Annotated in this window: 27 protein-coding genes and 4 pseudogenes; 14 read left to right on the top strand and 17 right to left on the bottom strand. The window is 41.2% G+C overall.

The genetic code is table 11. The annotated features are described in order from the left end of the window. Nucleotides 1-42 precede the first annotated feature (42 nt). Nucleotides 43-765, bottom strand: a complete 723-nt coding sequence (locus tag M1L66_RS29020) for a polysaccharide deacetylase family protein (RefSeq protein WP_434689062.1) — start codon at nucleotides 763-765, stop codon at nucleotides 43-45. 320 nt (nucleotides 766-1,085) lie between these two features. Between M1L66_RS29020 and M1L66_RS29025 the strand changes: the two are divergent. After that, nucleotides 1,086-1,481 (top strand): annotated as a pseudogene (locus M1L66_RS29025) (zinc dependent phospholipase C family protein); the annotation flags it as partial. 475 nt (nucleotides 1,482-1,956) lie between these two features. Here M1L66_RS29025 and M1L66_RS29030 read toward each other — a convergent pair. Further along, a pseudogene (locus tag M1L66_RS29030) lies at nucleotides 1,957-2,154 on the bottom strand (DUF6783 domain-containing protein); the annotation flags it as partial. Between M1L66_RS29030 and M1L66_RS29035 the strand changes: the two are divergent. Beyond that, nucleotides 2,071-2,661 (top strand): annotated as a pseudogene (locus M1L66_RS29035) (DUF6783 domain-containing protein). The pseudogenes M1L66_RS29030 and M1L66_RS29035 sit on opposite strands and share 84 nt — an antisense overlap. 423 nt (nucleotides 2,662-3,084) lie before the next feature. Further along, nucleotides 3,085-4,662, top strand: a complete 1,578-nt coding sequence (locus tag M1L66_RS29040; RefSeq protein WP_434689064.1) for a BCCT family transporter — start codon at nucleotides 3,085-3,087, stop codon at nucleotides 4,660-4,662. Here M1L66_RS29040 and M1L66_RS29045 read toward each other — a convergent pair. The 7 genes and pseudogenes from M1L66_RS29045 to rfbC form a co-directional block, all read right to left on the bottom strand. Then, the gene (locus tag M1L66_RS29045; protein ID WP_002604762.1) at nucleotides 4,659-4,898 is read right to left on the bottom strand and encodes a helix-turn-helix domain-containing protein; all 240 of its coding nucleotides are present in this window, start codon (nucleotides 4,896-4,898) and stop codon (nucleotides 4,659-4,661) included. The genes M1L66_RS29040 and M1L66_RS29045 overlap by 4 nt on opposite strands. Nucleotides 4,899-5,014: 116 nt before the next feature. After that, the gene (locus M1L66_RS29050) at nucleotides 5,015-5,854 is read right to left on the bottom strand and encodes a LicD family protein (RefSeq protein WP_434689066.1); all 840 of its coding nucleotides are present in this window, start codon (nucleotides 5,852-5,854) and stop codon (nucleotides 5,015-5,017) included. Nucleotides 5,855-5,900: 46 nt separating this feature from the next. Further along, a complete protein-coding gene (gene rfbH / locus M1L66_RS29055) occupies nucleotides 5,901-7,247 on the bottom strand; it encodes a lipopolysaccharide biosynthesis protein RfbH (RefSeq protein ID WP_434689068.1) in 1,347 nt (448 codons plus the stop codon). After that, nucleotides 7,240-8,334 (bottom strand): CDP-glucose 4,6-dehydratase, encoded by a 1,095-nt coding sequence (gene rfbG, locus M1L66_RS29060; RefSeq protein ID WP_187020141.1) that lies wholly within the window; start codon nucleotides 8,332-8,334, stop codon nucleotides 7,240-7,242. Before rfbG ends, rfbH begins: the two co-directional genes overlap by 8 nt. 58 nt (nucleotides 8,335-8,392) lie before the next feature. Next, nucleotides 8,393-9,169, bottom strand: a complete 777-nt coding sequence (gene rfbF / locus M1L66_RS29065; RefSeq protein ID WP_187020143.1) for a glucose-1-phosphate cytidylyltransferase — start codon at nucleotides 9,167-9,169, stop codon at nucleotides 8,393-8,395. A 91-nt stretch (nucleotides 9,170-9,260) separates the two neighbouring features. Further along, the gene (locus tag M1L66_RS29070; protein ID WP_434694341.1) at nucleotides 9,261-10,046 is read right to left on the bottom strand and encodes a glycosyltransferase; all 786 of its coding nucleotides are present in this window, start codon (nucleotides 10,044-10,046) and stop codon (nucleotides 9,261-9,263) included. A gap of 137 nt (nucleotides 10,047-10,183) precedes the next feature. Then, a pseudogene (gene rfbC, locus M1L66_RS29075) lies at nucleotides 10,184-10,914 on the bottom strand (dTDP-4-dehydrorhamnose 3,5-epimerase). 282 nt (nucleotides 10,915-11,196) lie between these two features. Here rfbC and M1L66_RS29080 point away from each other — a divergent pair. From M1L66_RS29080 to M1L66_RS29090, 3 genes are all read left to right on the top strand, one after another. Beyond that, nucleotides 11,197-12,090 (top strand): Cof-type HAD-IIB family hydrolase, encoded by an 894-nt coding sequence (locus M1L66_RS29080; RefSeq protein WP_434689071.1) that lies wholly within the window; start codon nucleotides 11,197-11,199, stop codon nucleotides 12,088-12,090. A gap of 126 nt (nucleotides 12,091-12,216) precedes the next feature. Beyond that, the gene (locus M1L66_RS29085) at nucleotides 12,217-12,390 is read left to right on the top strand and encodes a hypothetical protein (protein ID WP_434694343.1); all 174 of its coding nucleotides are present in this window, start codon (nucleotides 12,217-12,219) and stop codon (nucleotides 12,388-12,390) included. Nucleotides 12,391-12,406: 16 nt separating this feature from the next. Beyond that, a complete protein-coding gene (locus M1L66_RS29090; RefSeq protein WP_434689073.1) occupies nucleotides 12,407-13,042 on the top strand; it encodes a hypothetical protein in 636 nt (211 codons plus the stop codon). A 66-nt stretch (nucleotides 13,043-13,108) separates the two neighbouring features. Here the strand turns inward: M1L66_RS29090 and M1L66_RS29095 are convergent, their stop codons facing one another. Together M1L66_RS29095 and M1L66_RS29100 are read right to left on the bottom strand one after the other, a co-directional pair. Further along, complete coding sequence (locus tag M1L66_RS29095) at nucleotides 13,109-13,861, bottom strand: LytR/AlgR family response regulator transcription factor (RefSeq protein WP_434689075.1); 753 nt, start codon at nucleotides 13,859-13,861, stop codon at nucleotides 13,109-13,111. 12 nt (nucleotides 13,862-13,873) lie between these two features. Beyond that, nucleotides 13,874-15,190: a sensor histidine kinase gene (locus M1L66_RS29100; RefSeq protein ID WP_434689077.1), complete on the bottom strand. Its 1,317-nt coding sequence runs from the start codon at nucleotides 15,188-15,190 to the stop codon at nucleotides 13,874-13,876. A gap of 195 nt (nucleotides 15,191-15,385) precedes the next feature. Here M1L66_RS29100 and M1L66_RS29105 point away from each other — a divergent pair, with 195 nt between their 5' ends. From M1L66_RS29105 to M1L66_RS29140, 8 genes are all read left to right on the top strand, one after another. After that, the gene (locus M1L66_RS29105) at nucleotides 15,386-15,967 is read left to right on the top strand and encodes an accessory gene regulator B family protein (protein ID WP_434689079.1); all 582 of its coding nucleotides are present in this window, start codon (nucleotides 15,386-15,388) and stop codon (nucleotides 15,965-15,967) included. Continuing rightward, nucleotides 15,945-16,088: an exodeoxyribonuclease V subunit alpha gene (locus tag M1L66_RS29110; protein WP_434689080.1), complete on the top strand. Its 144-nt coding sequence runs from the start codon at nucleotides 15,945-15,947 to the stop codon at nucleotides 16,086-16,088. The genes M1L66_RS29105 and M1L66_RS29110 overlap by 23 nt, the downstream gene beginning before the upstream one ends. A 19-nt stretch (nucleotides 16,089-16,107) precedes the next feature. Beyond that, entirely contained in the window at nucleotides 16,108-17,151 is a 1,044-nt protein-coding gene (locus tag M1L66_RS29115) for an S-adenosylmethionine:tRNA ribosyltransferase-isomerase (RefSeq protein WP_434689082.1), read from the top strand. A 17-nt stretch (nucleotides 17,152-17,168) separates the two neighbouring features. Next, on the top strand, nucleotides 17,169-17,435 hold the full coding sequence (locus tag M1L66_RS29120; protein ID WP_434689084.1) for a PqqD family protein: 267 nt from the start codon (nucleotides 17,169-17,171) through the stop codon (nucleotides 17,433-17,435). A gap of 238 nt (nucleotides 17,436-17,673) precedes the next feature. Then, on the top strand, nucleotides 17,674-18,699 hold the full coding sequence (gene queA / locus M1L66_RS29125) for a tRNA preQ1(34) S-adenosylmethionine ribosyltransferase-isomerase QueA (protein WP_434689086.1): 1,026 nt from the start codon (nucleotides 17,674-17,676) through the stop codon (nucleotides 18,697-18,699). Between the two features lie 43 nt (nucleotides 18,700-18,742). Continuing rightward, a complete protein-coding gene (locus M1L66_RS29130; RefSeq protein WP_434689088.1) occupies nucleotides 18,743-19,165 on the top strand; it encodes an RpiB/LacA/LacB family sugar-phosphate isomerase in 423 nt (140 codons plus the stop codon). Nucleotides 19,166-19,202: 37 nt separating this feature from the next. After that, nucleotides 19,203-20,381: an MFS transporter gene (locus M1L66_RS29135; protein WP_434689090.1), complete on the top strand. Its 1,179-nt coding sequence runs from the start codon at nucleotides 19,203-19,205 to the stop codon at nucleotides 20,379-20,381. Then, the gene (locus M1L66_RS29140) at nucleotides 20,371-21,687 is read left to right on the top strand and encodes an aspartate aminotransferase family protein (RefSeq protein WP_434689091.1); all 1,317 of its coding nucleotides are present in this window, start codon (nucleotides 20,371-20,373) and stop codon (nucleotides 21,685-21,687) included. The genes M1L66_RS29135 and M1L66_RS29140 overlap by 11 nt, the downstream gene beginning before the upstream one ends. A 401-nt stretch (nucleotides 21,688-22,088) precedes the next feature. Here the strand turns inward: M1L66_RS29140 and M1L66_RS29145 are convergent, their stop codons facing one another. The 6 genes from M1L66_RS29145 to M1L66_RS29170 form a co-directional block, all read right to left on the bottom strand. Next, nucleotides 22,089-22,328, bottom strand: a complete 240-nt coding sequence (locus M1L66_RS29145; RefSeq protein WP_005946862.1) for a helix-turn-helix domain-containing protein — start codon at nucleotides 22,326-22,328, stop codon at nucleotides 22,089-22,091. A 4-nt stretch (nucleotides 22,329-22,332) separates the two neighbouring features. Beyond that, nucleotides 22,333-22,752 (bottom strand): RNA polymerase sigma factor, encoded by a 420-nt coding sequence (locus M1L66_RS29150; RefSeq protein WP_008728841.1) that lies wholly within the window; start codon nucleotides 22,750-22,752, stop codon nucleotides 22,333-22,335. Nucleotides 22,753-22,943: 191 nt separating this feature from the next. Next, a complete protein-coding gene (locus M1L66_RS29155) occupies nucleotides 22,944-24,329 on the bottom strand; it encodes an MATE family efflux transporter (protein WP_008728838.1) in 1,386 nt (461 codons plus the stop codon). A gap of 75 nt (nucleotides 24,330-24,404) precedes the next feature. Further along, the gene (locus M1L66_RS29160) at nucleotides 24,405-24,965 is read right to left on the bottom strand and encodes a TetR/AcrR family transcriptional regulator (RefSeq protein ID WP_008728836.1); all 561 of its coding nucleotides are present in this window, start codon (nucleotides 24,963-24,965) and stop codon (nucleotides 24,405-24,407) included. Between the two features lie 23 nt (nucleotides 24,966-24,988). Further along, nucleotides 24,989-25,600, bottom strand: coding sequence for a class I SAM-dependent methyltransferase (locus M1L66_RS29165; RefSeq protein WP_008728833.1), 612 nt, complete (start codon nucleotides 25,598-25,600; stop codon nucleotides 24,989-24,991). Nucleotides 25,601-25,950: 350 nt separating this feature from the next. Beyond that, nucleotides 25,951-26,586: a helix-turn-helix domain-containing protein gene (locus tag M1L66_RS29170; RefSeq protein WP_005946876.1), complete on the bottom strand. Its 636-nt coding sequence runs from the start codon at nucleotides 26,584-26,586 to the stop codon at nucleotides 25,951-25,953. Nucleotides 26,587-26,710 lie beyond the last annotated feature (124 nt).

A 26,710-nucleotide genomic window follows, 5' to 3' on the forward strand; every position in this document is an offset into this window, starting at 1 on the left:
TCCAATTTGCTTTTATTAAGACTTATTCGGAGAGACAACGTTCTATGCATGGTACAGGCTGTCGGTTACATCGGACAGCAGTACCTCACAATTTGTCCCGTAAAAAATATCATCCCGGCCGCTCATCATCCGGCAGAATTCCTCGAATTTCCCCCAGGTGTCATGGTAGTCAAACTCGTAGCTGTGCCCCCAGATATAGTATATCTGCGGCGTATCCGGCTGTATTTTCAGGAACGCCTCTCCCAGCTCTGTCATCCGGTCAAACTCGATATGATAAACGGATGGCTGAAACCGGTAAAGGTCCTGCTGCACATCAAAGCGGCAGCAGGAGGTAATAGTCCTGGCATATTTCATAGTCGTATGATTTCTTATGACTGACGCCACCCGCTCGTCGTTGTTGATACCGCCGCCAGGGTAAGCCATTCCCACAACCGCCTTTCCGGTAAGACGCTCCAGGTTTATCCGGTCCTCCTCCACCTGACGGATGATCTCCGGTTCCTCCAGCTCCGTCAAATGCGGATGGGTCAGTGTATGCACAGCCACCTCGTGATTCCTGTAAAGTTCACCGACCTCCTCCGGCCGGATCTTATTGTGATTTACCCACATATTTTCCCGCCACAGAGTACCGGATTTTCCCAGCAGTTCGGAATTAATGTTGAAGGTCGCCTTTAACCCGTAGCGGTCAAACAGCTCCACCAGCCGCCGGTCCTGTGTCACGCCATCATCGTAGCTGAAGGTCAGTGCCTTCATTTTTCCATGAAACATGGTCTCACACCCCTTTCTCTTATTCAAAAGTAATATTATCACAATACTGCAGAGTGAGCACCTGTTTCCCGTGATTTATTCCTCTTCCCAGGCAGAGATCACGGAATATAATAATAAAAAATAAACAGGAATAAAATTTCCATTAAAAATCACACTATATATTACACCATGCGAGGCGGGATGTGGTATAATGTGCGTATAGGGCAGGGCATCTGAAATTTCTGCGTTTCAGCTTCTCTGCCCGGGATCGTCAGTCTCTTCGATTCACTCACCGGTTTTCGCTGACTATCCCCCAAAATACTCCATCAAGAGGTGATCAAATGCCTGGATTTACCACCCATTATCTACTCGGCGTCAAAGCATACAATGATCTTCCGAACAACCAGCTAAGAAGAATCATCTCCAAATACCGCTGGCTCTATCAGTTAGGGCTGCAGGGCCCCGATATGTTTTTCTACAACATTCCAATCCTGCGCCACCGTGACTACCGAAACGTAGGTTCTTACATGCACGAGAACCACGTGAGCGCCTTTTTCGCCGTTTGCTTAAACCATCTGGCCACCATCGAGTCGAAGCAGCAGCGAGAGCAGGCTATCTCCTACTTAAGCGGCTATTTCTGTCACTACGTTGCGGATTCCATCTGCCATCCCTACGTGTATGGACGGATCGAATACGACATTAAGAATTCAGGTAATTATTACCATGGCCTTCACGCCACGCTGGAGAATGACATCGACGCCCTTCTTCTTATGAAATACAAAAAGAAAAAGCCGTCCCAGTTTAACCAGGCGGCCACGATCTGTTTAAACGGACTGGAAATGCAGTTTATCTCCGGTTTCCTCTCGTCCTGCATCAATGAAGCCTACTATCCGATCAACTACCGGAACAATTTCCGCGTAACGCCCCGGATGGTGTCCCGCTCCATTCTGGCCATGCGCATCGGATGCCGCACACTGGCCGATCCCAGGAGCCGCAAAAGAAACAGCATCGCCGTGGTAGAAAATCTGCTTTTGAAGAATCCCATCGCTTCCAAAAAGCTGGTAACCGACATACCGCCGGATCCGGTCAGAGCCATGAACTTAGATCACGAGACCTGGTGTAATCCATGGGATAAACGTCTGGCTTCCCAGGCATCGTTCCCGGATCTCTTCCACCAGTCCATGCGGAAATGCAGCGACGTATTCTACTTATTTAATGAAGAGCTGATATCAACCATTCCGCTCTCTCATCAGGACCATGGAGCGCTGTTAAAGGAACTGGGCAACTACTCCTACCACAGCGGCCTGGCAGTATCTTAGAGCGCGTTTGAAAATTGCTTTCCGTCAGCTGTGCGTCACACTTTGTGGGAGATTTGCCCCCGATGAAGGAGGCGTAGTGGGCTACGCTGACTGAATTGGGGGCAAATATGCCGCGAAGTGGGGCGGGCAGATGGCGGGAATGAATTTTCAAACACGCTCTGGGATTCTCAGGATGTTAAAAGGTGCAGACGCGAATAGGGAATTCGCTGCTGCACCTTTTATTTCTCGTATCTGTACGGTCTCGGTAAATCGATTATTCCTGGTTTTCCTCATCGCTGTCTTCCACTTCTTCTCCCATGTCCTCTTCTGCAGACGTTGGCTCCATAATCTTTGCGCCTTCTACCGGCACAATAGCCTCGTTGGAACCGGCCGGGATCGTCATATTCACCAGCCATACGGACTTATCCGTCATCATGCCGTCCGGCATAACGATAAGATTAAGCGTATAGTCCTGGAAGAATCCGCCATAGGAATCCTCGGTAGAGGTCTCAATGGAGAAGTCCTGTACTGCTGCCTCATCGTTGATCGTTCTCACAACCGCATTGGCAAAGGCCACGGCCTCCTCCGGGGTGGCTCCCGCGTTCATCATCAGCGTTAAATCGATAGTCTTCTTATCCGGATCCACACTGTAATTGACGCTCACCGCCTTCGGGTAATCCTCGTTATTTAAGTACTCTTCATCCAGATCATCTCCGATCTGTCCCCAGTCCAGCACAATCCCTTCCTGAGTTTCAAATACCGGCTCCGCAGGCCCTCCTGTCACAATATTGCTTTTGGTACAGCCAGCCAGCAGCATTGCCGTAATTCCACATATAATTAACACTTTTTTCTTCATGATCAATTTCAGTCCTCCTTTTTTCTGCACGAGGCTATTATATCGGATGCGGCTTCATTTTTGTAGTGGTTTTGGAAAAAAGTCAGAAAATCTTCACAATTAATTCTTGCATTTTCTGGATAACCATGGTATTATGTTCAATATCAAATTTATTTTTACTTTTTTGAACATTTAGGAGGTACTATCATGGACCAGGATGAAAAAAAATACTTGATGAAGAAGCTGGACTGGGTTACGACCATCGTCCCGTTCGTCTGTGTTCTTATACTCTGTCTTTTATTTATGGTGTTCCCGCAGAAATCGACCGATACGCTTTCGTCGATCCGTTTCTTCCTCGGCAATGAATTTGGCAGCTACTACTTACTGATCGGACTCGGCGTCTTTCTCTGCTCACTCTACATGGCATTTTCCAGATACGGAAAGATTAAGCTGGGAAATATAGAAAAGCCGCAGTACTCCAATTTTAAATGGGGAACCATGATGTTTACGGCAGGCCTTGCGGCCGACATTCTCTTCTACTCGCTCTGCGAGTGGGTGCTCTATGCCAATGAACCGCACATTGCAGACATGGGAACATTTCAGGACTGGGCTTCCACCTACCCCCTCTTCCATTGGGGAGCGATTCCCTGGAGCTTTTATATGGTGCTGGCCGTGGCTTTCGGCTTCATGCTTCACGTCAGGAAGCGCACCAAACAGAAGTATTCTGAGGCCTGCCGCCCGATCCTTGGAAAACACGTGGATGGGATCGGGGGAAAAGTCATCGACCTGATTGCCGTATTCGCGCTGCTGGCAGGGACGGCTACCACATTTTCCCTGGCCACTCCGCTGCTCTCCATGGCGGTCAGCCGCGTAACCGGGATCCCGGAGTCCAACATGCTGACAATTGTAATCCTTGTCATCATCTGTGTCGTCTACACCATCACCGTTTATTTCGGTATGAAGGGCATCGCCAAGCTGGCGGCCTCCTGTACCTGGCTCTTCGTCGGCCTGCTGCTCTACGTACTGATCGGCGGCGGAGAAGCCCGCTATACCATTGAGACGGGAGTTACGGCTATCGGCAACATGGTGCAGAATTTTATCGGCTTATCCACATGGACCGACGCGCTGCGCACCTCGTCTTTCCCGCAGAACTGGACCATCTTCTACTGGGCTTACTGGATGGTGTGGTGCGTAGCCACCCCGTTCTTCATCGGTACCATCAGCAAGGGACGCACCATCCGCCAGACAGTGCTCGGCGGATACTGCTTCGGACTGTCGGGAACATTTACCTCCTTTATCATACTCGGCAACTACAGCCTGGCGCTGCAGACGAAGGGACATCTGGATGTCATGGGCATCTACGCAGCCACCGGGGATTTATATCAGACTATCATGGCCATCTTCGAGACGCTTCCGCTGGCGAAGCTGGGGCTTATCCTGCTGGCAGTCACCATGATCGCCTTTTATGCCACCTCCTTCGATGCCCTTACCATGGTGGCTTCGTCCTATTCCTACAAGGAACTGCCGTCCGACGCCCAACCCGATAAGCACGTGAAGCTGTTCTGGGCCATACTGCTGATGCTGTTCCCTATTGCCCTCATTTTTTCAGAGAACTCGATGGCGAATCTGCAGACCGTATCCATCATCGCGGCATTCCCCATCGGAATCATTATTCTGTTGATACTCTTCAGCTTCTTTAAGGATGCGAGGGAATATTTAGACCACTGTGAAAGCGGAGAGATACCTGGAAATGAAATCGAAAAAGAAAAGACCAGGGCGAATTAATCGTCCTGGTCCAGATCATTGAATATATCGGAATCAAAGAATTCGCGGATGGTCATCCCAAAGCCATCGGCGATTTTTTTAATGTTGCAGATTCCGGGGTTCTTGCTCTTTCCATTCATAATACTCTTAAAGGTTGATGGCGGTATCCCTGCCTGAAAGGTCAGAGAATATCCCGTCAGACGCTTCTGCCTGCATAGCTGTTCAATCCTCTTACTGGTTGCTTCACATATCGTCATGACCGAATCCCTCCTTTTTTCTTTAGTGTAACTAAAAAAATTGTAGAATTCGGTCGATATAATGTCCGATTGGAAATATTTTCCAGCAATCTATACGCCCAGTAGACATTAAGTAATCAATCCATGATTTTTATTTTCATGCTGGAGTGAGAGGGTATCTGTTTCTCTTTTGGCGGCGGGGTCATATAATCTCCGTAGACCCAGGTCAAAACCTCATGCCATCCCTTAGGCGCCATGAGCAAGGTGTCCTCGAACGGCAAATCCACCGTCTCCTCGCACCACTCCTTCTGAAGCGTCACATACAGGTAATCCGGCTGGTAGTTGCTGTAATAGCGCAGGGGGCTCTTTCCTTTTCTGTCCTTCACCGCTGCCATATGCTGCAGCTTTCTGATGACGCTCATGGGAGTCAGCCTGCCCACGGTGGACAGTATCCACACGCAGATTCTTCCCATCACGCCGTACTTTCCGAAGTCCAGCTTATAGCGGTGTCCCATGGCCAGTCCGTAAATCGCCGTGTGCAGAAACAGAGTCCAGGTGGATGCCGCCTTGTTGGCTGGAAGCTCATCAATCGTAAATAAATCCACCCAAAGGTGATTCAGCTTACCTCCGTAATACTGCATCTCCTCCGTATCCTCATGCATCTGGCTCTTCTCATAGATTATCCTGGCCGTAAAATCGAAAAATGCCTTCCCGTCCCGCAGATCCTTCGGCTCCACCAACGTCATTCCCTCCGGCAGTTCTCTTTTAACCACCTTCAAAAATGCGTCGTAATTCGGCCTGGTGAACGCCACGTCCGCATCATCATCCCACGGGATGAAGCCCTTATGGCGCACCGCACCCAAGAGAGTTCCCGCATCCAGGACATACTTTATCCTGTATTTCCGGCAAATCCGGTCAATTTCCTTCAAAATAGCCAGGTTCGCCTCATGGACTTTTTTAAGATCGTAATTCTCCATTTGGTTTCCTTCTCCCCATGAATCCCCACGTCCGGGCTTCTTTCGTTTAACTGTTTTTCTTTACTGCTTCTATAATAGTCTCGGCCATATAATCAATCATCACATCCGTCATTCCCGGATAGACTCCGATCCAGAACGTATCGGCCATAATCCGGTCAGTGTTCTTTAACTCTCCGACGATCCGGTATCCGGTCTTTTCCGCACGCATCTCGTCGAAGCATGGATGCTTTGTCAAATTGCCCGCGAACAGCATTCTGGTCTGCACACCGTGCGACTCTACATACTGCACGATTCCGTTCCGGTCCACGCCTTCCCGGCAGGTAATAAGAAAACCAAACCAGCTTGGCTTTGAATTCGGGCACGGCTCTGGAAGGATCAGCTGCTCTTCCACCGCTGAAAGCGCGGCACGAAGCCGGTCAAAATTATGGCGGCGGCGTTCCACAAAGGTCGGGAACTTCCCTAGCTGGGCACATCCAATGGCAGCCTGCATGTCTGTCGCCTTTAAGTTGTACCCAAAGTGCGAGTAAACGTACTTATGGTCGTACCCCAATGGAAGCTCTCCAAACTTTCGGTCGAAACGGTGACCGCACATGTTGTCTCTTCCCGATGGGCAGACACAGTCACGGCCCCAGTCACGGAACGACCGGATGATCTTGTTCAGCATTGGGTTATTCGTGTAAACAGCGCCGCCCTCTCCCATCGTCATATGGTGAGGCGGGTAGAAGCTGGAGGTACCGATATCTCCGATGGTGCCTGACAGCCGTTCCTGTCCGTCTATGGTGTATCTCGTTCCAAGTGCGTCGCAGTTGTCTTCCACCAGCCACAGATTATGGAGGTCACAGAATGCTTTCACCGCCGCCAGATCGAAGGGATTGCCGAGGGTATGGGCAATCATTACGGCTTTGGTCTTCTCGGAGTACGCCTCCTCCAGCATCGTCACATCAATATTATACTGCGGAATCGTCACATCCACGAATACCGGCACAGCGCCGTACTGGATGAGCGGCGTCACCGTGGTTGGGAAACCGGCGGCCACTGTAATAACCTCATCACCGCGTTTCACCCGGCGTTCGCCAAGAAGCGGAGACGTCAGTGTCATAAAGGCCACAAGGTTCGCGGAAGAACCGGAATTCACCAGAGAACAGTACTTCACACCCAGATATCCGGCCAGCTCCTTTTCAAATTCATCCGTATACCGGCCGGAAGTCAGCCAGAACTCCAGGGAACTGTCTACCAGATTCACCATCTCATTTCTGTCATACACGCGGGACGCGTAGGGAATCCTGTCTCCCGTTTTAAATGGCTCCTTTTTATTATGGTAAGTATCGCAGTAAGCTCCCACCATCTCCAGAATCTGCTGTCTCGCTTCCTGTTCTGTCTTATTTTCAAACATGGTATCTTTCCTCTCTAAAAAATTCTCTTATCTGCCTGTCCATCACAGCCAGCATATCTTCACCTGCCAGATAGTCCTTTGTCCACTCCACCGTTTTCTCCACGGCCTCTTTCACGCCATAGCGGGGGCTCCAGCCAAAGGTTTTTTTAATCTTGGAGCAGTCCAGCTTCAGGAAATTGGCCTCATGAGGGCCTCCGTCATACCGGTTCACCCACGTGATGCCGCCGCCCCAGGCAGCCGTAAATAAATCCGCCAGTTCACCGGTGGTCACGCAGTCCCTGTCGTCCGGGCCCACATTATAGTATCCCTGAAAGTTCATATCTTCATACTGTTTCATGGCGATAGCCATATAAATCGCCAGCGGCTCCAGCACCAGCTGGTATGGCCGCGTGGAGTATGGATTCCTGACTACGATCTCTCTGCCGGCCGTCGCCGCGCGGATGCAGTCGGGAATGATCCTGTCGTTGGCGAAATCACCTCCGCCGATGACATTCCCCGCCCGGGATGTGGACACCGCCGTATGGCCGTCCGCAAAAAATGACTTCGCGTAGCTGTGTGTCACCAGCTCGGAACAGGATTTGCTGTTGGAGTAGGGGTCAAATCCATCTAAGGGATCGCATTCCCGATAGCCGTATTCCCATTCCCTGTTTTCATATACCTTGTCCGTAGTCACATTTAAAAATGACTTCACACACGGATTCTTCCGGATGCACTCCAGCACGTGAACCGTGCCCATCACGTTCGTCTCGTACGTATATACGGGTTCTTTATAGGAATCCCGCACGATGGGCTGTGCCGCCAGATGAAACACCAGCTCCGGCTGTGTTCTCTCAAACACCTCCATCAGATGGGGCAGATCCCGGATATCCCCGATCACCGAATCCATGGTGTTATGAAGCCCTGCGACGTAAAAGAGGCTGGGGTCTGTCGGCGGCTCCAAAGAATATCCCGTCACCGCTGCCCCTGCTTCCTCAAGCATCCGGACAAGCCAGGAGCCCTTAAAACCGGTGTGTCCTGTCACCAGTACTTTTTTTCCTTTATAAAATGTGCGGAATTCCTGCCACATTTCCTTTGTCCATTCTGTCATATGAATTCTATTCTCCTGTATCAATTCGATTCTCCCACATGTATTCAATTCCCCTGTATCAGTTTTCCCAGATCTTCCAGGGTGCCGCTCCTGTCTGCCATAAGGCCTCCAGTTTCTGCATCTCACGCTGCGTATCCATGCACTGCCAAAACCCGGTGTGATGGAAACTCATCAGCTGTCCCTCTGCGGCCAGACGCTGCAGCGGTTCTTTCTCAAATACCGTGGTGTCATCCTCCAGATAGGAGAATATGTCCGGATTCAGGACCATGAAACCGCCGTTGATGAGGCTGGCGTCCTTCTCATCCTTCTCACGGAAGGAACGGACCGCGTTGTCATCGCTGATGTCCAGAACCCCCTTCATCTGCGCGATGTTCACCGTCGTCATGGTGGCCGTCTTTCCATGCTCCTTATGGAACTTCACAAGGGCATTCAAATCCACGGTGCACACACCGTCGCCGTACGTCATCATAAATGGCTCATCGCCGATATACGGCTGAATCCGCTTGATTCTTCCGCCTGTCATCGTGTTTAAGCCCGTGTCGACCAGAGTCACCCTCCACGGTTCAGAATAGTTATTATGAACCTCCATCTTATTATTGGCAAGATCGAAGGTCACATCCGATGTGTGAAGGAAGTAGTCCGCAAAAAACTCCTTCACCACATACTGCTTATATCCAAGGCAGATCACAAAATCGTGAAAGCCAAATTCGGAATAGTATTTCATAATATGCCATAAAATCGGCCTGCCCCCGATCTCGATCATAGGCTTCGGCTTTAAATGGCTTTCTTCGCTGATTCTGGTTCCTAATCCACCGGCCAGCAGTACTACTTTCATCTGTATATCCTCCTTGTTATGAGCACTTAGCGGACGTCTTTTGGCCGCTTACGTGCGATACATGTCATCTCCACTTAGTGGTTCATTGCTGTTACTCATATTCCTCATATGCTCTGCGGTAATAATGCATGAGAAGCTTCACAACGGGCTTAGGCCACATCTTTGCAAACATCTCCGCTTCCTCCCGCGCCCGGCTGTTGTCCTTAATACAGGCCTTCGTTGTGGCCTCCTCGTGGACCCTGTAATACATTAACGGCCGTTCTATACAGATAAAGCGGCCGCCCCGCTCCGCCAGCTTCCACAGCGTGTCCCAGTCCAATGCGAACTGGTACGGCGAATCAAAGAGCGGTTCTCCCAGAAGTTCCTTGTTGTACGTACATGCCGGACAGCAGATGGAGTTTCCAAACAGCAGCACGCTCCTCTTGACAGCCCGCAGATGGCTGAGCGGACGGAGCCGCAGCGGCAGCCGCAGAAAACGCTTGATGAACTCTACTTTTTCAAACTTTACAAGCGTATCCTTCTTCACCACCGTATACCCGCCGGTAAACAGCGTCATATCGGGATACCGCTTCCAGGACTCCAGAAGCAGCTTTACATAATCCTTCTGATACATATCGTCCTGATGTGCAATGGTCACGAAACGGGAATCTGCCATGTGATACGCAAAATTCCAGTCATCCATAATCCTGCTCTTTCCTTCGCGCACATGAACGGGAATGCCGTACTTGTCCGCCATATCCATAATATAGGGGCTGGGTGTGGAAGTACAGAGAATAATATCCGACGGCACGCTCTGCCCCTTCAGGGAACGGATACACGCCTCTAAATATGGAGAATCGCGGTATGCGCAGACTGCAAATGTATGTGGATTCATTATATTTTACTCTTTCTATGCGTGGTTTTCTACCTCACTAAGTGTTCCTAGTATACCATAAACATCCTCAAACAATCTACCCTATTCATTATTTTGAAAGAATTTCTAATTCCTGCCACAGCTTGTCTCAGCCATTACATTTATGCATGGACCGCCGCCGCCATTGTTTTCCGGTTCTTTTTCGGTTTCAAAGCGCTTCCTTCACCAAAAGCCGGATGGCGGCTGTCCCGTTCCGAGGTGAGAATCGTCATGTCCTCCGGAATGGGCCACCGGATTCCAATGGTTTCATCATTCCACGGAATGCCGCTCTCATCCTCCGGATGGTAATAATCGGACAGCTTAGCATAAAGAATCAGGCTTGCCGGATTCTTGTGCCGGAGCGCGGTCGCTTCAGCGGCTCTATTTCCTTAGCGCGGAGTGCACATCCCCCGAAGGGTTATGGTTTCATTGGATGCCCTTTCCTATGAAACCATAAAAAACAGCAGTATCTGAAAGCACCAGAAAGCCATGTACAAAACCTTCCGGTACATACAGCATATTCTTCTTTTCTGCGGAAAGTACGGTGCCGAACCACTGGCCATACGTCCTGGATCCGTCTCTGATATCGACCACTGCGTCAAACACCTCTCCGCTCACGACACAGACCTGCTTTCCCTGTTGATAGTTTTTTTTAAAAATGCATCCCTCTGAGTGTCCCCTTCGCAGACATGGATAAATTGTCCTGCACAAATACCATGTCCAGCCCCGCCTCCCGGAAGCTGCCTGCATGGTATGCCTCAAGGTTATATCCTCTCTCATCCGAGAACACCTGAGGCTCCACGAGATAAAGCCCTTCTATGTTCCCGCACTGCTCAAACTTAAAACCGGCCATTCCTTTTCCTCCTGATTTTTACATAGCCAGGCTTATACTCAGCTAACCCTTTATGTGGCTAACCATTTACTCTGCTAACTGGAGTATACAGGGTGACGTCAGGTCACGGTCAAGCACTATTTTTTACTGCCGTTCACGGCCCTGCCGGCCTCTGAATTGTAATCTGTTTTTTCTATGGCTGAGGCCAGAACCAGTTTCTTCATTGACGAATATCTCTTTTTAGTATAAGCTATGGAAAGGAATCTTATTTATCAGCATTTACCAATAAAGGAGCATGTACCAATGAGCATTCGACTGATTGCCTCCGACATGGATGGCACCCTTCTTGACCCATATACAAATATTTCTCAGGCCAACATCGACGCAATTCACCGTCTGCCCGACTATGGCGTAGAATTTTTAATCTGCAGCGGCCGTGACCACCACGATGCAAAAGGAATGATGGACAGCTGCGGCATTACCTGTGGCTATATCTGTTTGAGCGGGGCCGTCATTTATGACCAGACCGGAGCACAAATGGTCAATCTTCCAATGAACAAACAGAATTTAAAGGATATCAGCCACGTTTTCGGAGAGTTCGGGGCTGCTATGGATGTTCTGACCTCTCATGGCCGCTACTCCACTGCCGATCCGGAGAGAAAAATCCTGGAGCTTTACGACTTTTTAAATGGCCGCGCTCCATTTTCTGGAGAAATTCCTGACGAAATCCGGGCTGCCGCCAAAGAGCGCATGGACACCATGACCTTCGTCCAGGACTTGGGTGAAATTCCCGCAGATGCGGATATCTACAAAATCTGTGGGAACGACTTGGACTGCGATCTGGTAATCCGCATGAAAGAGGCATTTACAAACTACCCGGATTTAGCTGCTGCCTCCTCATTTCCCAATAATATCGAACTGACCAACACTGCCGCCCAGAAGGGCAACGCGTTGAAGACTTACGCTGCGGCAAAGGGAATCTCCCTGGATGACGTCATGGTTCTCGGCGACAGCGACAATGACATCTCCATGTTTACTCCGGAATTCGGCTGGACCGTGGCTATGGACAATTCCATGGACTGTATCCGTGAGCGGGCCAAATATGTAACGAAATCCAATGCTGAAGACGGCGTGGCCTGGGCAATACGGAAGTATGTGTTTGGGGAGGAGGAAACGGACAGGCTGACTGACAGATAAAATAGTAATAAAGGGGGATATCATGGAAAAAGTGAATGTATACAGGTCATTTTTTAAACAGAAAGGGAGTATTTAAAAATTATACTCTCCAACATCATTGGACGTTTTGGCGATTCCATCGACTCGATTGCCTATGGCTGGATGGTCTATGAGCTGACCGGCTCAAAATCATGGCTGGCCGTCATTTATGGTGTTAATTCCATACCCACCATTCTCTTTCAGCCGTTAGCCGGTGCGCTGGTAGAATTTTTTGATAAAAAACCTCGGTTATATTATGTGATATCGCTCAGAAAACACTGAGCGAAAAAATATCAGTGTGAAAAACTATTTTAATGATCTGTATGGCGGTATCCTGTATTTTAAAGAAAATCATGCTGCTTTTGTCATCTGTATTATTGGATTTTTACTGAATATTACCGCAGTACCTTTAGAAAAGCTGCAGGCAGCCTATGTAAACGAGTGTCTTCGTCTTGGGGTAAATGCAATGTCAGTAGGCAGTATCTTCATGACCTGCGGTCTCCTGTCAGGAACAATTGTATTTGTATACATAAGCCAAAAATTTACGACAAAGCAAATTCTGATTTATTGCGGAGCATTGATCGGCGTTTTATATTTCAGCCTAATGTATATTGGCCTTATTTCCTTTATACCGATGCGTTATATGGCCTATGCCGCTATTTTGGGTATCTTCGGATTTATTAATTCCTTAATAGGCATGTCGGTACAGGTTGCTTTTATGTCCAGCACTCCGGATGGATATATTGGAAGAGTGGGTAGTATTTTCAATGCCATCGCATGCTCCTCAATCCCTGTCGGCTCTTTCTTGCTGGCAATGATCTTTCCATTTTTATCAATCGTGCAGACGTATTTCTATTTTGGAATTGCCACGATCTTCATTTTCCTCCTTTTAGGCAGGTTAAAATCAATGAAGATACTGGACAACTCGTTCTGATCGCTGAACATATGTGCAGAGATTAGTGGAAATAAACTGACCGTTTCAGTTTATTTCCGCTAATCTCTATATACTTTTGTCCTGCTGCTCTAAAATCCGCAAAATACTCTTTACCAGTCGATATGAAACTTGAATGCTTTCACCGTTTTTCATGATCACTGTCCTTTTCTCTGCACAATATTCTTTCACATTCCTTACATTCACCAGTGTGGATCTATTACAGAAGCAGAACCAGTTGTTTAGCTGAATGGCTACTGCTTTCAGCGTACCTGACAGCCGCCGGACACCATTCCATGTATAAATTTCTACCGTATGGGAATTTTTCCCGCTTGTTATATAAATGATATCATCCTGGTCCATCTGAATAGAACTATGGTCCGCCTTTATGACCAGTCTTCTGTTACTCGCCGCTAAATAACTCTGATAGTTGTTAACAGCCGCCACCATACAGGACTTCATTCTTTCCTCCAGATTTTCCGGTTCATCTTTTAATATAAAATCCATAGCTTCGACCTTAAGCTTAAATATCATAGAGGTCATTTCATCATGAGTAGTAATAAATACAAGATAACCGCGTGGATCATAGATGCGTATCTTTCGGGCAAGCTCCAGTCCATCCATCTCCGTATTCAAATCAATATCAAGGAAATAAAGCCCTACAGAATCAGCCCTTTTCAAATATCTCAGAAGCTCTTCAGGTCGTGTTGTCCAACAAAACAATTCCATATCCACATCATGCATCATCAAATACTTATTAATAATATCCTTCCAATGCTTCAGCTGTGCGTCATCATCCTCGCACAAGTAAATATTTATCATAGTTTTCCCTCATCAACCAGGATTCTCTATCGTCAGGCACTGTGTAAAAAAAGGTTCTTTAAAATCGGTATCCCAGATAACATTTGTATACTTTTCCAGAAGCTCTGCGGCATTTGATAAGCCAATTCCCCGGTTCTCGCCCTTACCCGAAATCCCCGGCTGATTAATCTCCGATATACTTACATGCAAAGAATTTGATGTATTTTGAATCAGGATCACTAAACTATTTTCCTTATAGGTCATACAAAATCTCAAGAGTTTCTCATCGGTTTCTAACGCAGATTCAATAGCATTATCAAAAAAAATCCCAAGGACCCTTGCCAGATCCATAGAATCCATAAAAAGTTCTGCAATTGACTCTTTTACCTCAATTTTTGTATAGATTCCAAGCTCAACACTGTAAATCAGTTTTGAAGAAATCAGACTCTTTAATTCCATATTTTCTATCCTGCTTAAAGAATCAAGTTTGGTATCCTTTCCCTCCAGTCTGCGTCCCGTCGGCATGATTTTATTGTAAAAATATGTGCTCAGAGCAGGCATATCGTTGTCATTGATAAAACATTCCAAGGTTATCAGAATATTCAGATAGTCATGTTTAAATCTCCGCATATCCCTATAGGATTCTTCCAGTTTTTTTGTATAGCGCTGCGAATTCTCATACTGTGCCTCTCTACTCTTCATTTGTTGGTTTAATAAAGTCTTCTTGTATATAGTAAACACCACTAAACCTGTCATCAGAAATAACATGAGGAATATAATCCCAGATAAAGCAATCATACCGTAACTATAGCCCAGATAATCACCGTATGAAATATTAAGAATAAACAAAAACGTAAGTAATATCATATAAAGAAATACTTCCATCGTCAGCTCCCGGTCTGACTGTAATGCATTTTTAATTTTTTTCAGCTTTGGACGCATAAACTTCCCTAAAAGCTTTATTGTTATGCCACAGTAAATACAGTAAAAAACAGCAAAACCTATAGCCAGAACTTCGTTAGACAGCACCGTTTTTATATTCAAATTAAAAATAAGACTTATCAACCATTGAAACAAATAATTAAAAGTAACAGAATACAAGTATCCCCATAAGGAACAAATAATGCTAAAGAGATCACCTTTGGTAAAAACCAGGATCAACAGCACTGCACCTCCAACAGCCAAAAAAGTGACAGTTTGTCCGATTATCCAATAAAAAAAACTGTTAATTATATAAATATATGCAAAAACTGCCAGCCGTTGTTTCATCTGCAATTGGTGTGGCAACAAAAATACACACGAAAAATAACTACATAAGCTACCGCTAATTAAATAAATAATATAGTCCACTCCTTAACTCAGCCCCTTCATATTTTTTATTCTATCTTTTTCCCTCTGAAATGTAAAGAAAATACATTTTTATTTTTTGTCGAGTTGTTTTTATTTTTAACACAGTTTTCGCTGAGGCAGAAAAATTCTACATTCGCTGAGAAAATATTATTATATATATTTTTTTGATATAGTAATAACAAAGAGGTGATATAAGTGAATATTTCAACCATGTCCTCAAAACTCATTTTATGGCTGAATAGCATAAATCCAAAATCAGTCGAAGAAACAGCAGTAATAAAATATGGCATGGAGCTGTTCTTAGAAAACTCAATCAAGCTCCTTATCATTTCCATTGCTGGCCTGTTAATTGGGAAAGGCAGAGAAACGCTTGTAATATTGTTTACATTTTGTATGTTCCGCTTACAAGCCGGAGGCCGGCATGCTAAAAGTAATATCGGTTGTACTCTGTGTATGACTGGAATATGGGGCATTTCTCTGACCACCAATCATTATATTACTTTTTCTCTTCCAATACTTGGATTCATTTTTGCTATTTGTACTGTAGAAATAATATTATGGGTACCTCAAAGCATCAATATCGAATATTTTTCATGTAAAGAAATAATTCAGAAAAAACTATATTCATTCACATTTTTATTTTGTATTTTACTGGTTTCTGCTCTTTTCCCTGATCTAAGAGGAGTGATCATATCTCCAGTTATTCTTGAAGCGATAACGTTGCTTCCTAAACATAAAGAAAAAGAGGTGCAAAATGATGAAAGAAAAAATTGTTGAAAGTATTCAAAAAATGTTACAGCAAATTTCCACGGATTCCGTTGGAAGGAGTTTCCCGGTAAATATGCATGAAAGGAAAATTCCAGATGAGGTAATTAAATTCGCTTTATCTAAAAAATAAGGAGGCTGAAAAATCAAAAATGAATATTAAAGATTTCACATACAACCTACCCACAAATCTCGTTCCCAAACAGATTTGCGAGCCGCGAGATACCGCAAAAATGATAGTGTACCATCGTGATTCCCAGGAAATAGAACATAGAATTTTTAGTGATATAGTAGAATATCTTTCACCAGGAGACTGTATTGTTTTAAATAATACAAAAGTATTTCCCTGTGTACTGCGTGGAGTTAATTGTGAAACAGGAGCCCAGTTAGAGATAAAATTAACATCAAGGAAGTCCAGGCTTCTTTGGGATTGTAGCATCGAGAGTGTCCGCTCAATAAAACCCGGGACTCTATTTTTGTTCGGAAAAAACGAAAAATTGAAAGCCACTGTAATTGAAAAGAATTCATTTGGAACAGGTTATTTGTTTCAATTCGATGAGATAGAGGAATTTGAGGACTGGGCCAACAGGAATGGAGAATTTTATCTTCCATTATACTTACCACAAAAGTTAAATCAGGAACAAGATTATCAAACGATTTACGCCACAAAATGGGGATCCATGCAACCGCCTGTAGCCGGAATGCATTTTACAAATGAATTGCTTGAGCGGATACGTAAAATGGGTGTTAATATTGTTTTTGTAACCCTGCATGTAGGCAGGCTAGACAAGATGGATGTCATACATGAGCGGGTTAGCGTGGCCGAACATAAAATGTATGAAGAATGGTACTGCATTAATGATGAAACAGCTAAAATACTAAATAAAACTAAAGCAAGTGGTAAAAAAGTTTTTGCAATTGGCACAACTGCCATGCGAACAATCGAGAGTGTTGCGAAAAAGCATAATGGAAAGATAGTTGCTGAAGCAGATTGGACAGATTTATATATTTACCCCGGTTATTCACCATTCTTTTCAGATGCTATGATAAGTAATCTTCAGCCACCTTTAACAACTAACCTAATATTGGCCTGTACATTTGGAAAAAGTGTGGAAGGCGTTTTAAATATGTATAGAGAAGCTGTTAAAAAAGAATATGGATTTTTAGAATTTGGTGATTGTGCTTTATATTTATAGGAAAGGAGGAGTCTATAATGCTATATACAAAAAGAGAAAGCCTTAGCTGGGCATTTAACGAAAATAAAGTAACAATAAAAGATGAAGCTTCAGGCTTTTTTTTTCCTCTTAATGATGTTGGGAGCCTTATATGGGATATGATTGATGGCGTTAATGAAAAAGAGGATATTATACAGGAAATAACACGATGCTTTGCTGTTACAAAAGATGTCGCGGAAAGGGATGTAGAAGAAATGATCAATAGCATGTTGGAATATGATTTAATTGAAAGCGTAAATCCATAGACATGTGCAGAACAAAAGGAGGTATTCAGATGAGGAAAGTTTATACAAAACCCGTATTGACAGCACGTCCGCTTTGGACAGAGTTATTATATCAACGTGCTATTTCCATTTAATAGTTCATTTAAGAAGAATACTATTATAGTTCTGTAAAGTGTTAATATAATACAATTTTTATAAAGTAACTTGATATAAGCCTGATTACTGCATATGGCTATGGATTTTTTAAAGGAGACCAGTTATGAGATTAGATGAATTCCGTTATGATCTGCCAGCAAACCTTATTGCACAGCAACCTATTAAACCCCGTCATTGTAGCAGATTAATGATAACCAGACGTAATGATAAATCTATATCAAATTATCATTTTTACGATTTACCCGATTTTTTGGATTCAGGTGATGTATTAGTAATTAACAATACCCGAGTAATCCATGCTGTCCTTAATGGAAAGAAAATCGGTGGTGGAAATATACAAATAAAGATGGTATCACGAAAGGATCTCCACACATGGGATTGTATTGTGGAGACTTTACGAGAAATAAAACCTAATGACGAAATTATTTTCGGTAATAATGAAATGGTTGGCAGAGTTATCAAAAGAAATTGGTGTGATACCGGCTGGATTATAGAATTTTCTTCTGAAAACATTAGTATAGATGAAGTATTAGATAAATATGGTAAGCTGTTTATCCCTTTGCATCTTCCGCAATCAATGACTGATGAGGAAGATTATCAAACTGTTTATGCCGCAGAAAAAGGATCATTGCAACCGCCCACGGGAGGAATGCATTTTACATATAAACTTTTTGAATCGCTTAAACAGAAAGGAGTTAAGATAGTAGAAATAACACAGCACGTAGGCCGTCTGGATAATCGCTTACCCATAGACAACATTGAGTCGCATGAAATGTATGAAGAATATTATAATGTTACTCCGGAAGCTGCTGAAATAATTAACTCTTCCCGTAAGAATGGCCATAAAATTATTGGTGTAGGAACAACCGTAACAAGAACGTTAGAGACTGTTGTTGACGATAATGGTATTATTCACCCGGGTACAGGTTGGACTAAAACATATATATATCCAGGATTTAAGTTTAGAGCAATCGATGTCTTAATCACTAATTTCCAAAGTCCCGGAATTACCACACTAATTCTGGCATGTGCTTTTGGAGGAACTGAACTGATAATGCAAGCCTATAATGAAGCTGTTATACGAAAATATCACTTTTTAGAATATGGCGATAGCCTATGCATAATATAATTTTAGTAACAGTAGATAACGTATTAATGAGGAAGGATTACCTATGAAATATATTATTGGTGTTGACCAGGAAAGTTGCCTGGTAAGAAAGTTATGTGACTATTTAGAAAACCACAGTATTACTGCTGAGGTAATGAAAGAAAATAACTGGGCATCGGTAGCGTTAAAAGTTGCATATAAAGTTTCTACACAAGAGTATCATGAAGCAGTATTAATGTGTTCATCTGGAACAGGTATGTCTATAGCAGCTAATAAAGTGAAGGGATGCAGGGCGGCACTTTGCACTTCACCATTAATGTCACAATATGCAAAGTTCTATAATCATGCTAATATATTAGTAATTCCTTTAGAAGAAATGAATGAAGAAAGAATGTTTAAAATCGTAGAAAGCTGGTTGGAAACCCCTTACGGGAATGGAGAGGTAGGAATCGCTATTGATGTACTGCAAATGTTCGAAGGAAAGTAAAATAATCTATACCTTAGCGATATCACGTGGTTTTTATATGTTGGGATATTGTATATTTGCAACTGTCGCCAACATCCTTGTATTCCAATTTACACAATCCGGCGCAGGAATCGCAGTATTATTGGCACTTAAGAATATTCCGGTTATTGTTATTGGAATCTTTGCAGGTACAATAGTGGACAATACAAAAAAAAGTGCTTTAATAGGCTTTAGCCTGATTGTACAAGCTATTTTGGCCTTTTCTTTACTTTTTGCCAAACATGCGATTGACATATACATAATTGTTTTTCTGTATATGGTGGTTCATTCATTTTATAAACCAGCTCAAAGTGTGGTAAAACCAATCATGCTGAACGAAAGAACCTTACTAAAAGTAAATTCTGTTATTATGGTTATAGAAGAAATCACTACAATAACTGCAAGTATTTTAATAGGAAGTATTTTTGCTAATGCAAATATATTTTTGAATATATTTGGAACTATATGCTTATTGATTGCCGGTACTATCGTTTTACTGATTATTCTACCAATTGAACGTAAAAAGTATAATCCAATATATAAAATTACAGAATTTCCTAAAGTAGAGACAGGTTTTTGGAAAGAAACTTTTGATGGCTGGAAGTATTTGATTACCAATAAATATTTATTAGTATTAGCATTTGTTGTAGCTTTGATTTGGTTAGGACTTGGTAGTTTTTCTTCAATACAAATACTATTCGTATCAGAAGCCTTGCATTTACCAGAACATTATGTAGGATATAGTGAAGCAATTATATCTGTTGGTAACATTTTGGGATATCTTTTAGCTCCTTATGCTGTGCATATACTGATAACCAAAAGAAAAGAAATACTATTAATGGGATCAGGGTATGTTTTAGGTGGAATTGCGTTATGTATTATGGGTAGTATTAGTAACATTGTTCTAATTATAGTGGCTTTATGTGCATATTCAACTGGTTATGGGTTTTCCAATACAATTGAAGAGACATTGGAACAGACATTACCGGAAGAAAAGTATCTCGGAAAATGTATTAGTATAATTAGCTCTATTGGCACTATAGGTTATTTGCTGGGATCAATAGGCGCCCCACTGCTAACAGATTTTTTATACGTTGGTTATGTAGTCGAAATAAGTGCATTTATCACTATAGTGACAGGAATAATTATATTGAAAAATATTAATAGACTTATAAAGGAAGATGGCTATGAAGAATAATGCACTTTGGAGCGCAAGTATCAGTGGTGATTTACTGAGTAGAATAGGCCCTCTTAATATTGCTTATGGAAATAGGGTATTTCTGTATGATACAAACGGCAAGCAATATTTTGATGCAATGTCGGGAGCATGGGTAGTTAATACCGGGCATGGTCGTAAAGAAATTGCTGATGCCATGCAAGAACAGGCAATGCGATTGGGATATATTTTACAAGAGGGATATGTGAATGAACCCGCTCAAAATCTGGCAGAAAAAATTATTCAAATGTTACCAGGAAAAATTACAAATTGTCTTTTTGCATGTGGTGGATCAGAAAGTATTGAAAGTGCTGTGAAAGCTGTAAAACAGTTCTATTTTATGGAAGGTAACTATAAAAAGAACAAAATATTAAGCCGTCAGCATTCTTACCATGGAGCGACCTTTGGAGCAATGACCTTTACCGGAATAACCGGGTGGAGATATCCCTTTGGGAAGGGTGTACCAGGTGCTCGATATACACCACATCCTTATTGTTATAAATGTGTGCATAAAAATGATGTAACAGGAACGTGTGATCTTTATTGTGTTACTGAGATGAAAAAAATCATTCAGGCAGAAGGAGCCGACACAATTGCAGCCTTTATAGCTGAACCGGTTTCCATGTCAGCCGGTACTGCAATCCCACCCCGCGAGTATTGGAAAGAAGTCACAAAGCTTTGCCACGAAAATAATATTTTTATTATACTGGATGAGATAATTACTGGTTTTGGAAGGACTGGCAGATGGTTCGGATATGAACAATGGAATATTGATGCGGATATTATCGTGTTAGGCAAAGGACTTACTGGTGGATATGCCCCATTATCTGCGTTAACTGTATCCAATACAATTTATGAACGCCTTTTCACTCCTGGTTTCGTTCATGGGTATACCTATTCCGCACATCCTATTGGATGTGCGGCTGCACTAAAAAATCTTATGATACTGGAAGATGAAAAATTAGTTGAATCAGTTTTTGAAAAAGGCATATATTTAAAACAACTACTTGAAGAAACAATATCTAAATATAGTTTTGTAGGTGAAATACGTACATTTGGCCTTTTGGGTACAATAGAATTAGTAAAAAACAAAGAGACAAAGGAAAGAATGCCAGCATTGTTTGCAGATGATATAAAATTAAGTCTGCTTAATCATGGTGTTATAACTCGTGTCGGAAATCAAATTAATTTAGGTCCTCCGTTTATTATCACATATCGCGAAATTGAAGATCTTTGCTGGCGAATAGATTGTGCTCTCTCTCAAATAAGAAAGGAGGATTATTATTAATCTTTATTTGTTTGAACGTCATTGTGAAATACTTCAAATTTTAATTGATAAAGGGTTGAAAAATAAAACTCTATTATTATATGATGCACATCCTGATGCAGATATAATCTACAGTAATAATTATAATACTCTTATAGAAACTGATGCTGTTTGTTATTTGAGTGAAGGGAATTATAGTTTAAGTGATTATGTAAATGTAATGGGGAAATTAGATATAAATTTTATATCTGATTTTTGATTATCCGCATAAACACTATACTTTCAAACATTTTGAAGTATAGAAAACTATTCATTTTACCACGAATTTACCACGATTGAATGAGCCTTGATATGACACAAAAACAACATGGGAGATAGCACAAATATCTGTGTATCTCCCGTTTTTCATTCATGTAGTATGATTATTTTACTCTGATTTCAAATTTCAAGATTGCTTTCATCATTTCTGTATGGATTTGACCTTTTAATTCTTCATCAACCTGCATAATGATTTTACCACTTTCAGAGTGGTAAAACGGACGCAAGCATAATTTACATATATAAGCGTCATAAAACTTCAAAATCTCTCTTATGGCAGTTTCATTTCCAGCAGACGCTTGACATATTACTTTTAATGTAGGGTAGCCATATTCTTTTTTCATTGGTTCAATTCCTTTCTTTCAATACTGTTTTTAGTTTCTTCAATCCGTTACTTCTTCTGCGATAAATAGCAGAACGTGATACATGATATAATTCGGCTATTTCTTGGTCGCTCATACTTTGAAAATAGCGTAATAGAATTACATCACGCTCTTTATTCGATAACTTATATAAAGCAACAGCAAGTTTCTCATTTGATATTTGAATTGTAAAATTCAAGACTTCAAACGAAATGTAATCACAAGAATAGTTATCCTTAGTTACACATTCAACATTTTTCGTATCTGATAATTCACAGAATAAAACTTCACGCTTAGAACGTCTTGCAAACTGTCTGTTTCTGTTTTTTACTGTGCATTTAATAACAGTCATCATCAAAGCATTAAACTGTATTCTAACGATATGCTCGAAAGAAGATGGGTTCATAATCTCACCTCCTTTCCGCATACGCTGAAATATATAAACGGAGATACCGTCTATATCTTTGGAAAATACAAAAAGAAGAACAAGAAAAAAGTCCGTACAAAATATACCGTCTGTACGAACTTTTAATATTGTAAAATATTTAGTTGTTGATAAAATGCTGTTAGGTAGTGCATAATCGTATAAGATTATTCCTAAAACTTTCCACAGCAGTTACTTTCAATGCTTTTATATCTTGCTTTTTTAGTCCTATCATAAAGTTTTCCATATAACCGCTTAATAATTTGATTACTTGTTAAAATAGTTATAATGCAGGCGACTATGTGACTGATTAAAATCGCTATCCAAACACCATTTAAATTTTCTGCCAGCCAAGATAATAGATAGGCAAAAGGAATACGAATAATAATATAGTAGAATATCATTAGTATCATACTTTTTGTTGGTTTTCCTATACCATTTAAAGTACCTAAGTAGCAACTAGTAATAGTGTAAAGAACATAACCGATACTAACAATTAAAAAATAATGGCTGACAACATTTGTTACAGCTACGTTGGAAACAAACAATTTTGCCAACTGTTTAGAGAAGAAAATAACAACTGCTGATAATACACTTGAAACAACAATACCATATTTTAACGCCAATTTCAGATAATTCTTTGCTCTGTCGATACGTTGTGCTCCAATACATTGCCCTACGATTGAAGTCAACACCATATTAAGAGCCATAGCAGGATAAAATAATATCATTTCTAATTTTCCAGCAACTCCGTAGCCAGCAATAGCAGAAATACTATAAGTACTAACAATAGCAGTTAAAAATGTTGTACTAATAGCAGGAATACTTTGTTGAATGACAGACGGCACAGCATTTTTTACAAACGGCATAATCTCTTTTGTATCAAAATCAGATAGTGAAAGGTTAAATAATTTTTTACGATAAATATAAATGCACATAAACGCCAAACAAATAATCTGTGATATTAAGGTTGCGATTGCCGCTCCGTGAAATCCAATTATGTTAATGAAAATAGGATCTAAAATAGCATTCAATAAAGTAGACACAAGCATTGCAACTGCTTGAAACATAGTATTGCCAAAACTTCTTAAAATGGCTGTAAAGTATAAATACAAATAAACTGCTACATATCCCAAAGCATATATAGATAAGTAATTTTTTGCCATATCAAAAATTTCAGTCGGTGTATTTAAAACTATCAAAATAGGCTCTAAAAAAATCTCCAACACAATTGTCATAAACACTGAAAGAATTATAGATACAAAAAAAGAAGTAACTATAATATTCTTTTTCTTTTGCTCATTTTTCGCACCAATTACCTGTGATAATAGAATGGCTAACCCGTTTGTTGCTCCCATACCAATTGAAGTTAAGATTAAAATAATAGGTGTCGAGTTTGTTAACGCTGCGTATGCCTGCTCACCTAACAAATTTCCAATCCAAAGACTGTCTACGAGATTATATGCCATATTTAAAAACATAGCTATTATCATAGGAACAGTCATTTCAAGTAAACATTTTTTTGTGTTTCCGTTTACAAAATCAATATTTTTGTTCATTTTAATTCCTCCTATTGAATGAAAATTATTCATTTAATTTATTTAAATATTCCCTGCCTTTTGGCAGGGGAAGATTTAAAGCCTAAACAAGTCCCTAAAAAATGCCTTTATCCGTGAACTCTTTTCTTTAATTGATATATCGGTATTTAAAATAATTCCTAGTTGTCCATATATGCAAAAACTGGCATACATTTCAACATCATTGACTTGTATTTCATTTGTGTAATTTGCTCTTTCAATAATTTCAGATACAATAGGAAAAAGTTTTTCACATACATTCAATGTTAATAAATTATGGAAATTTTTATTTTGGTTATTATGAAAAACTGGATAATATGTATCATCTTCTTGTTCTGCAAAAAGTATCATCTTCCGCAAAATATCTTTTAAACTATCCTTTTTTATATTTATATTTTTTGTCATATTGGCGACTAAAATATTTGAATATTCATTGATAGCAGACTGAAAAAGTACATCTTTTGATGGGAAATATCTATAACATAATCCTTGTGCTATTCCAATTTCTTTTGCTATGTCTGATATTGAAGTTTTTTCAAACCCATTTACACTAAATAATTTAATGGCTGTTTCTAAAATTTCTTGTTTACGTTCCTCTGGTTCTTTTGAAATACGCATTGTTTTCTTTCCTTTCTTGCGGTTTAATTATTGTATGCTATAATTAAACAAGATCTTGTGCCAAAAGATTTCCATTCAATTTCGTGGAAGTCTTTTGATAATAATAACAACATTTCCTTTTTTGAATAAATCTTTACATCTCCACTATTGCTGTGTTTCATATAGTAATTCATTATCTGTCTTGCTCCGATTGGTTGCCAACAATCACCGATAATGAAAACTCCATTTTGCTTTAAACACCTAGACACTTCTTTCTCTACAATATCTGGTTGTGGATAATGATGAAATGAGTCATTACATACAATGGCGTCAAAAGAACTATCTTCAAAAGGTAATCTCTCAGAGTCGCCTAAGATAAGTGTTGCATCATTTCCTAGTTTATTTTTTGCAATTTCAAGCATATTGGGAGATATATCTATTCCAAATAGTTGTTCTGCTATATTTAATTCTTTTATTTCTTTAAGTAACGCACCCGTTCCACAACCTAAATCTAATATAGAATGTATATTCTTATTTTTTAAATTTTCTATAATCGGCTTATAGAGTTTTCGAGCATGTTCCCCCTGAATATTTGTATCATAATCGGCAGCTTGCTTATCAAAAGTCTTTTGTGATTTTTGTTTCGTAATATTCATGTAATCAACTCCTTTCACTAAAATTATATCTCGTGAATGAACGATTGTCAATGAATAAAATTCATTGAATTTCATTCATTTCAAAGACGTGTATCTCTGATTTAAAATACACGCCTTTTTGATTACCCTACAATCTTCCAGTTACTATTCCTTATATAGCCCAAATTTGTACCGTGACAATTTCATTGATATTATCCGATTTACCACAAATCAAATTTTATCTTTTCTTCCTCTTGATTACCCTCCACAGAAAAGAAAAAGCCCTGTCAAGAGCCTTGCCACCATTGGTGGTGCTTTGCACTCTTTACTGGGCTTTTTGTTTGCTGTATCTTCTACAAAGAGGGAAAAAGTTATTCGTCCTCATCATCAAAATGGTTATTTTTCAATACTTCCCGTAATAATTCCATATCTTCTTTTGAATTGGGGTTTATCATTTTTACGACTTGATAAGGTGTCCTATATTTATGTCCCTCTATGCTTTCCCCGAACATATCCATGCTGTATAAATCATCATAGCGGTCTAACAGTTTTTGAAACTTCAAATGCTGGATAAATTCTTTGATTGGATAAAGGTCGGACGCTACAATACTTTTCCCGTTGATGTAGTCGGTAATATATTCCCGTAACTTTTCCAACTCATATTCCAGCCATTCTTCCTCGCTGTCAAAGAAGTTGTCATAATGTCCATGTTTTAGTTCTGCATTTAATCGTTCTTCAATTCTTAAAAACTGGCAGACTTCCTTTTCGGATTGATTAACATACTTCCATTCTCCCGATAATAATTCATTGGGCATTACACCCAGCACGTCCATTATCTTTTCTAATGTATCGAAGGTAGGAAAATTCACACCTCGTTCAATCTTGGAAAGGCTCTGCATATTGATACCGATTTTATCCGCAAGTTCCTGCTGTTTCATTCCTCTGTGTTTTCTTATGGTCTGTATGTTCTCTCCTAAGAAACTGATTTTCTTTTCGTAATGCTCCATAACTTAGTATAACCGCTCCTTTCGTTGCTTTTCTTGGTATTTATAAGCATATCATACTTAATCTACATCTAAAAGTCAACAAAAACTTCTTGACAAGTAATTCTAATGGCGTTATTATCGTATC

The organism is Hungatella sp. SB206 (genome assembly GCF_051132295.1).
Taxonomy (GTDB): Bacteria; Bacillota; Clostridia; order Lachnospirales; family Lachnospiraceae; genus Hungatella; species Hungatella effluvii.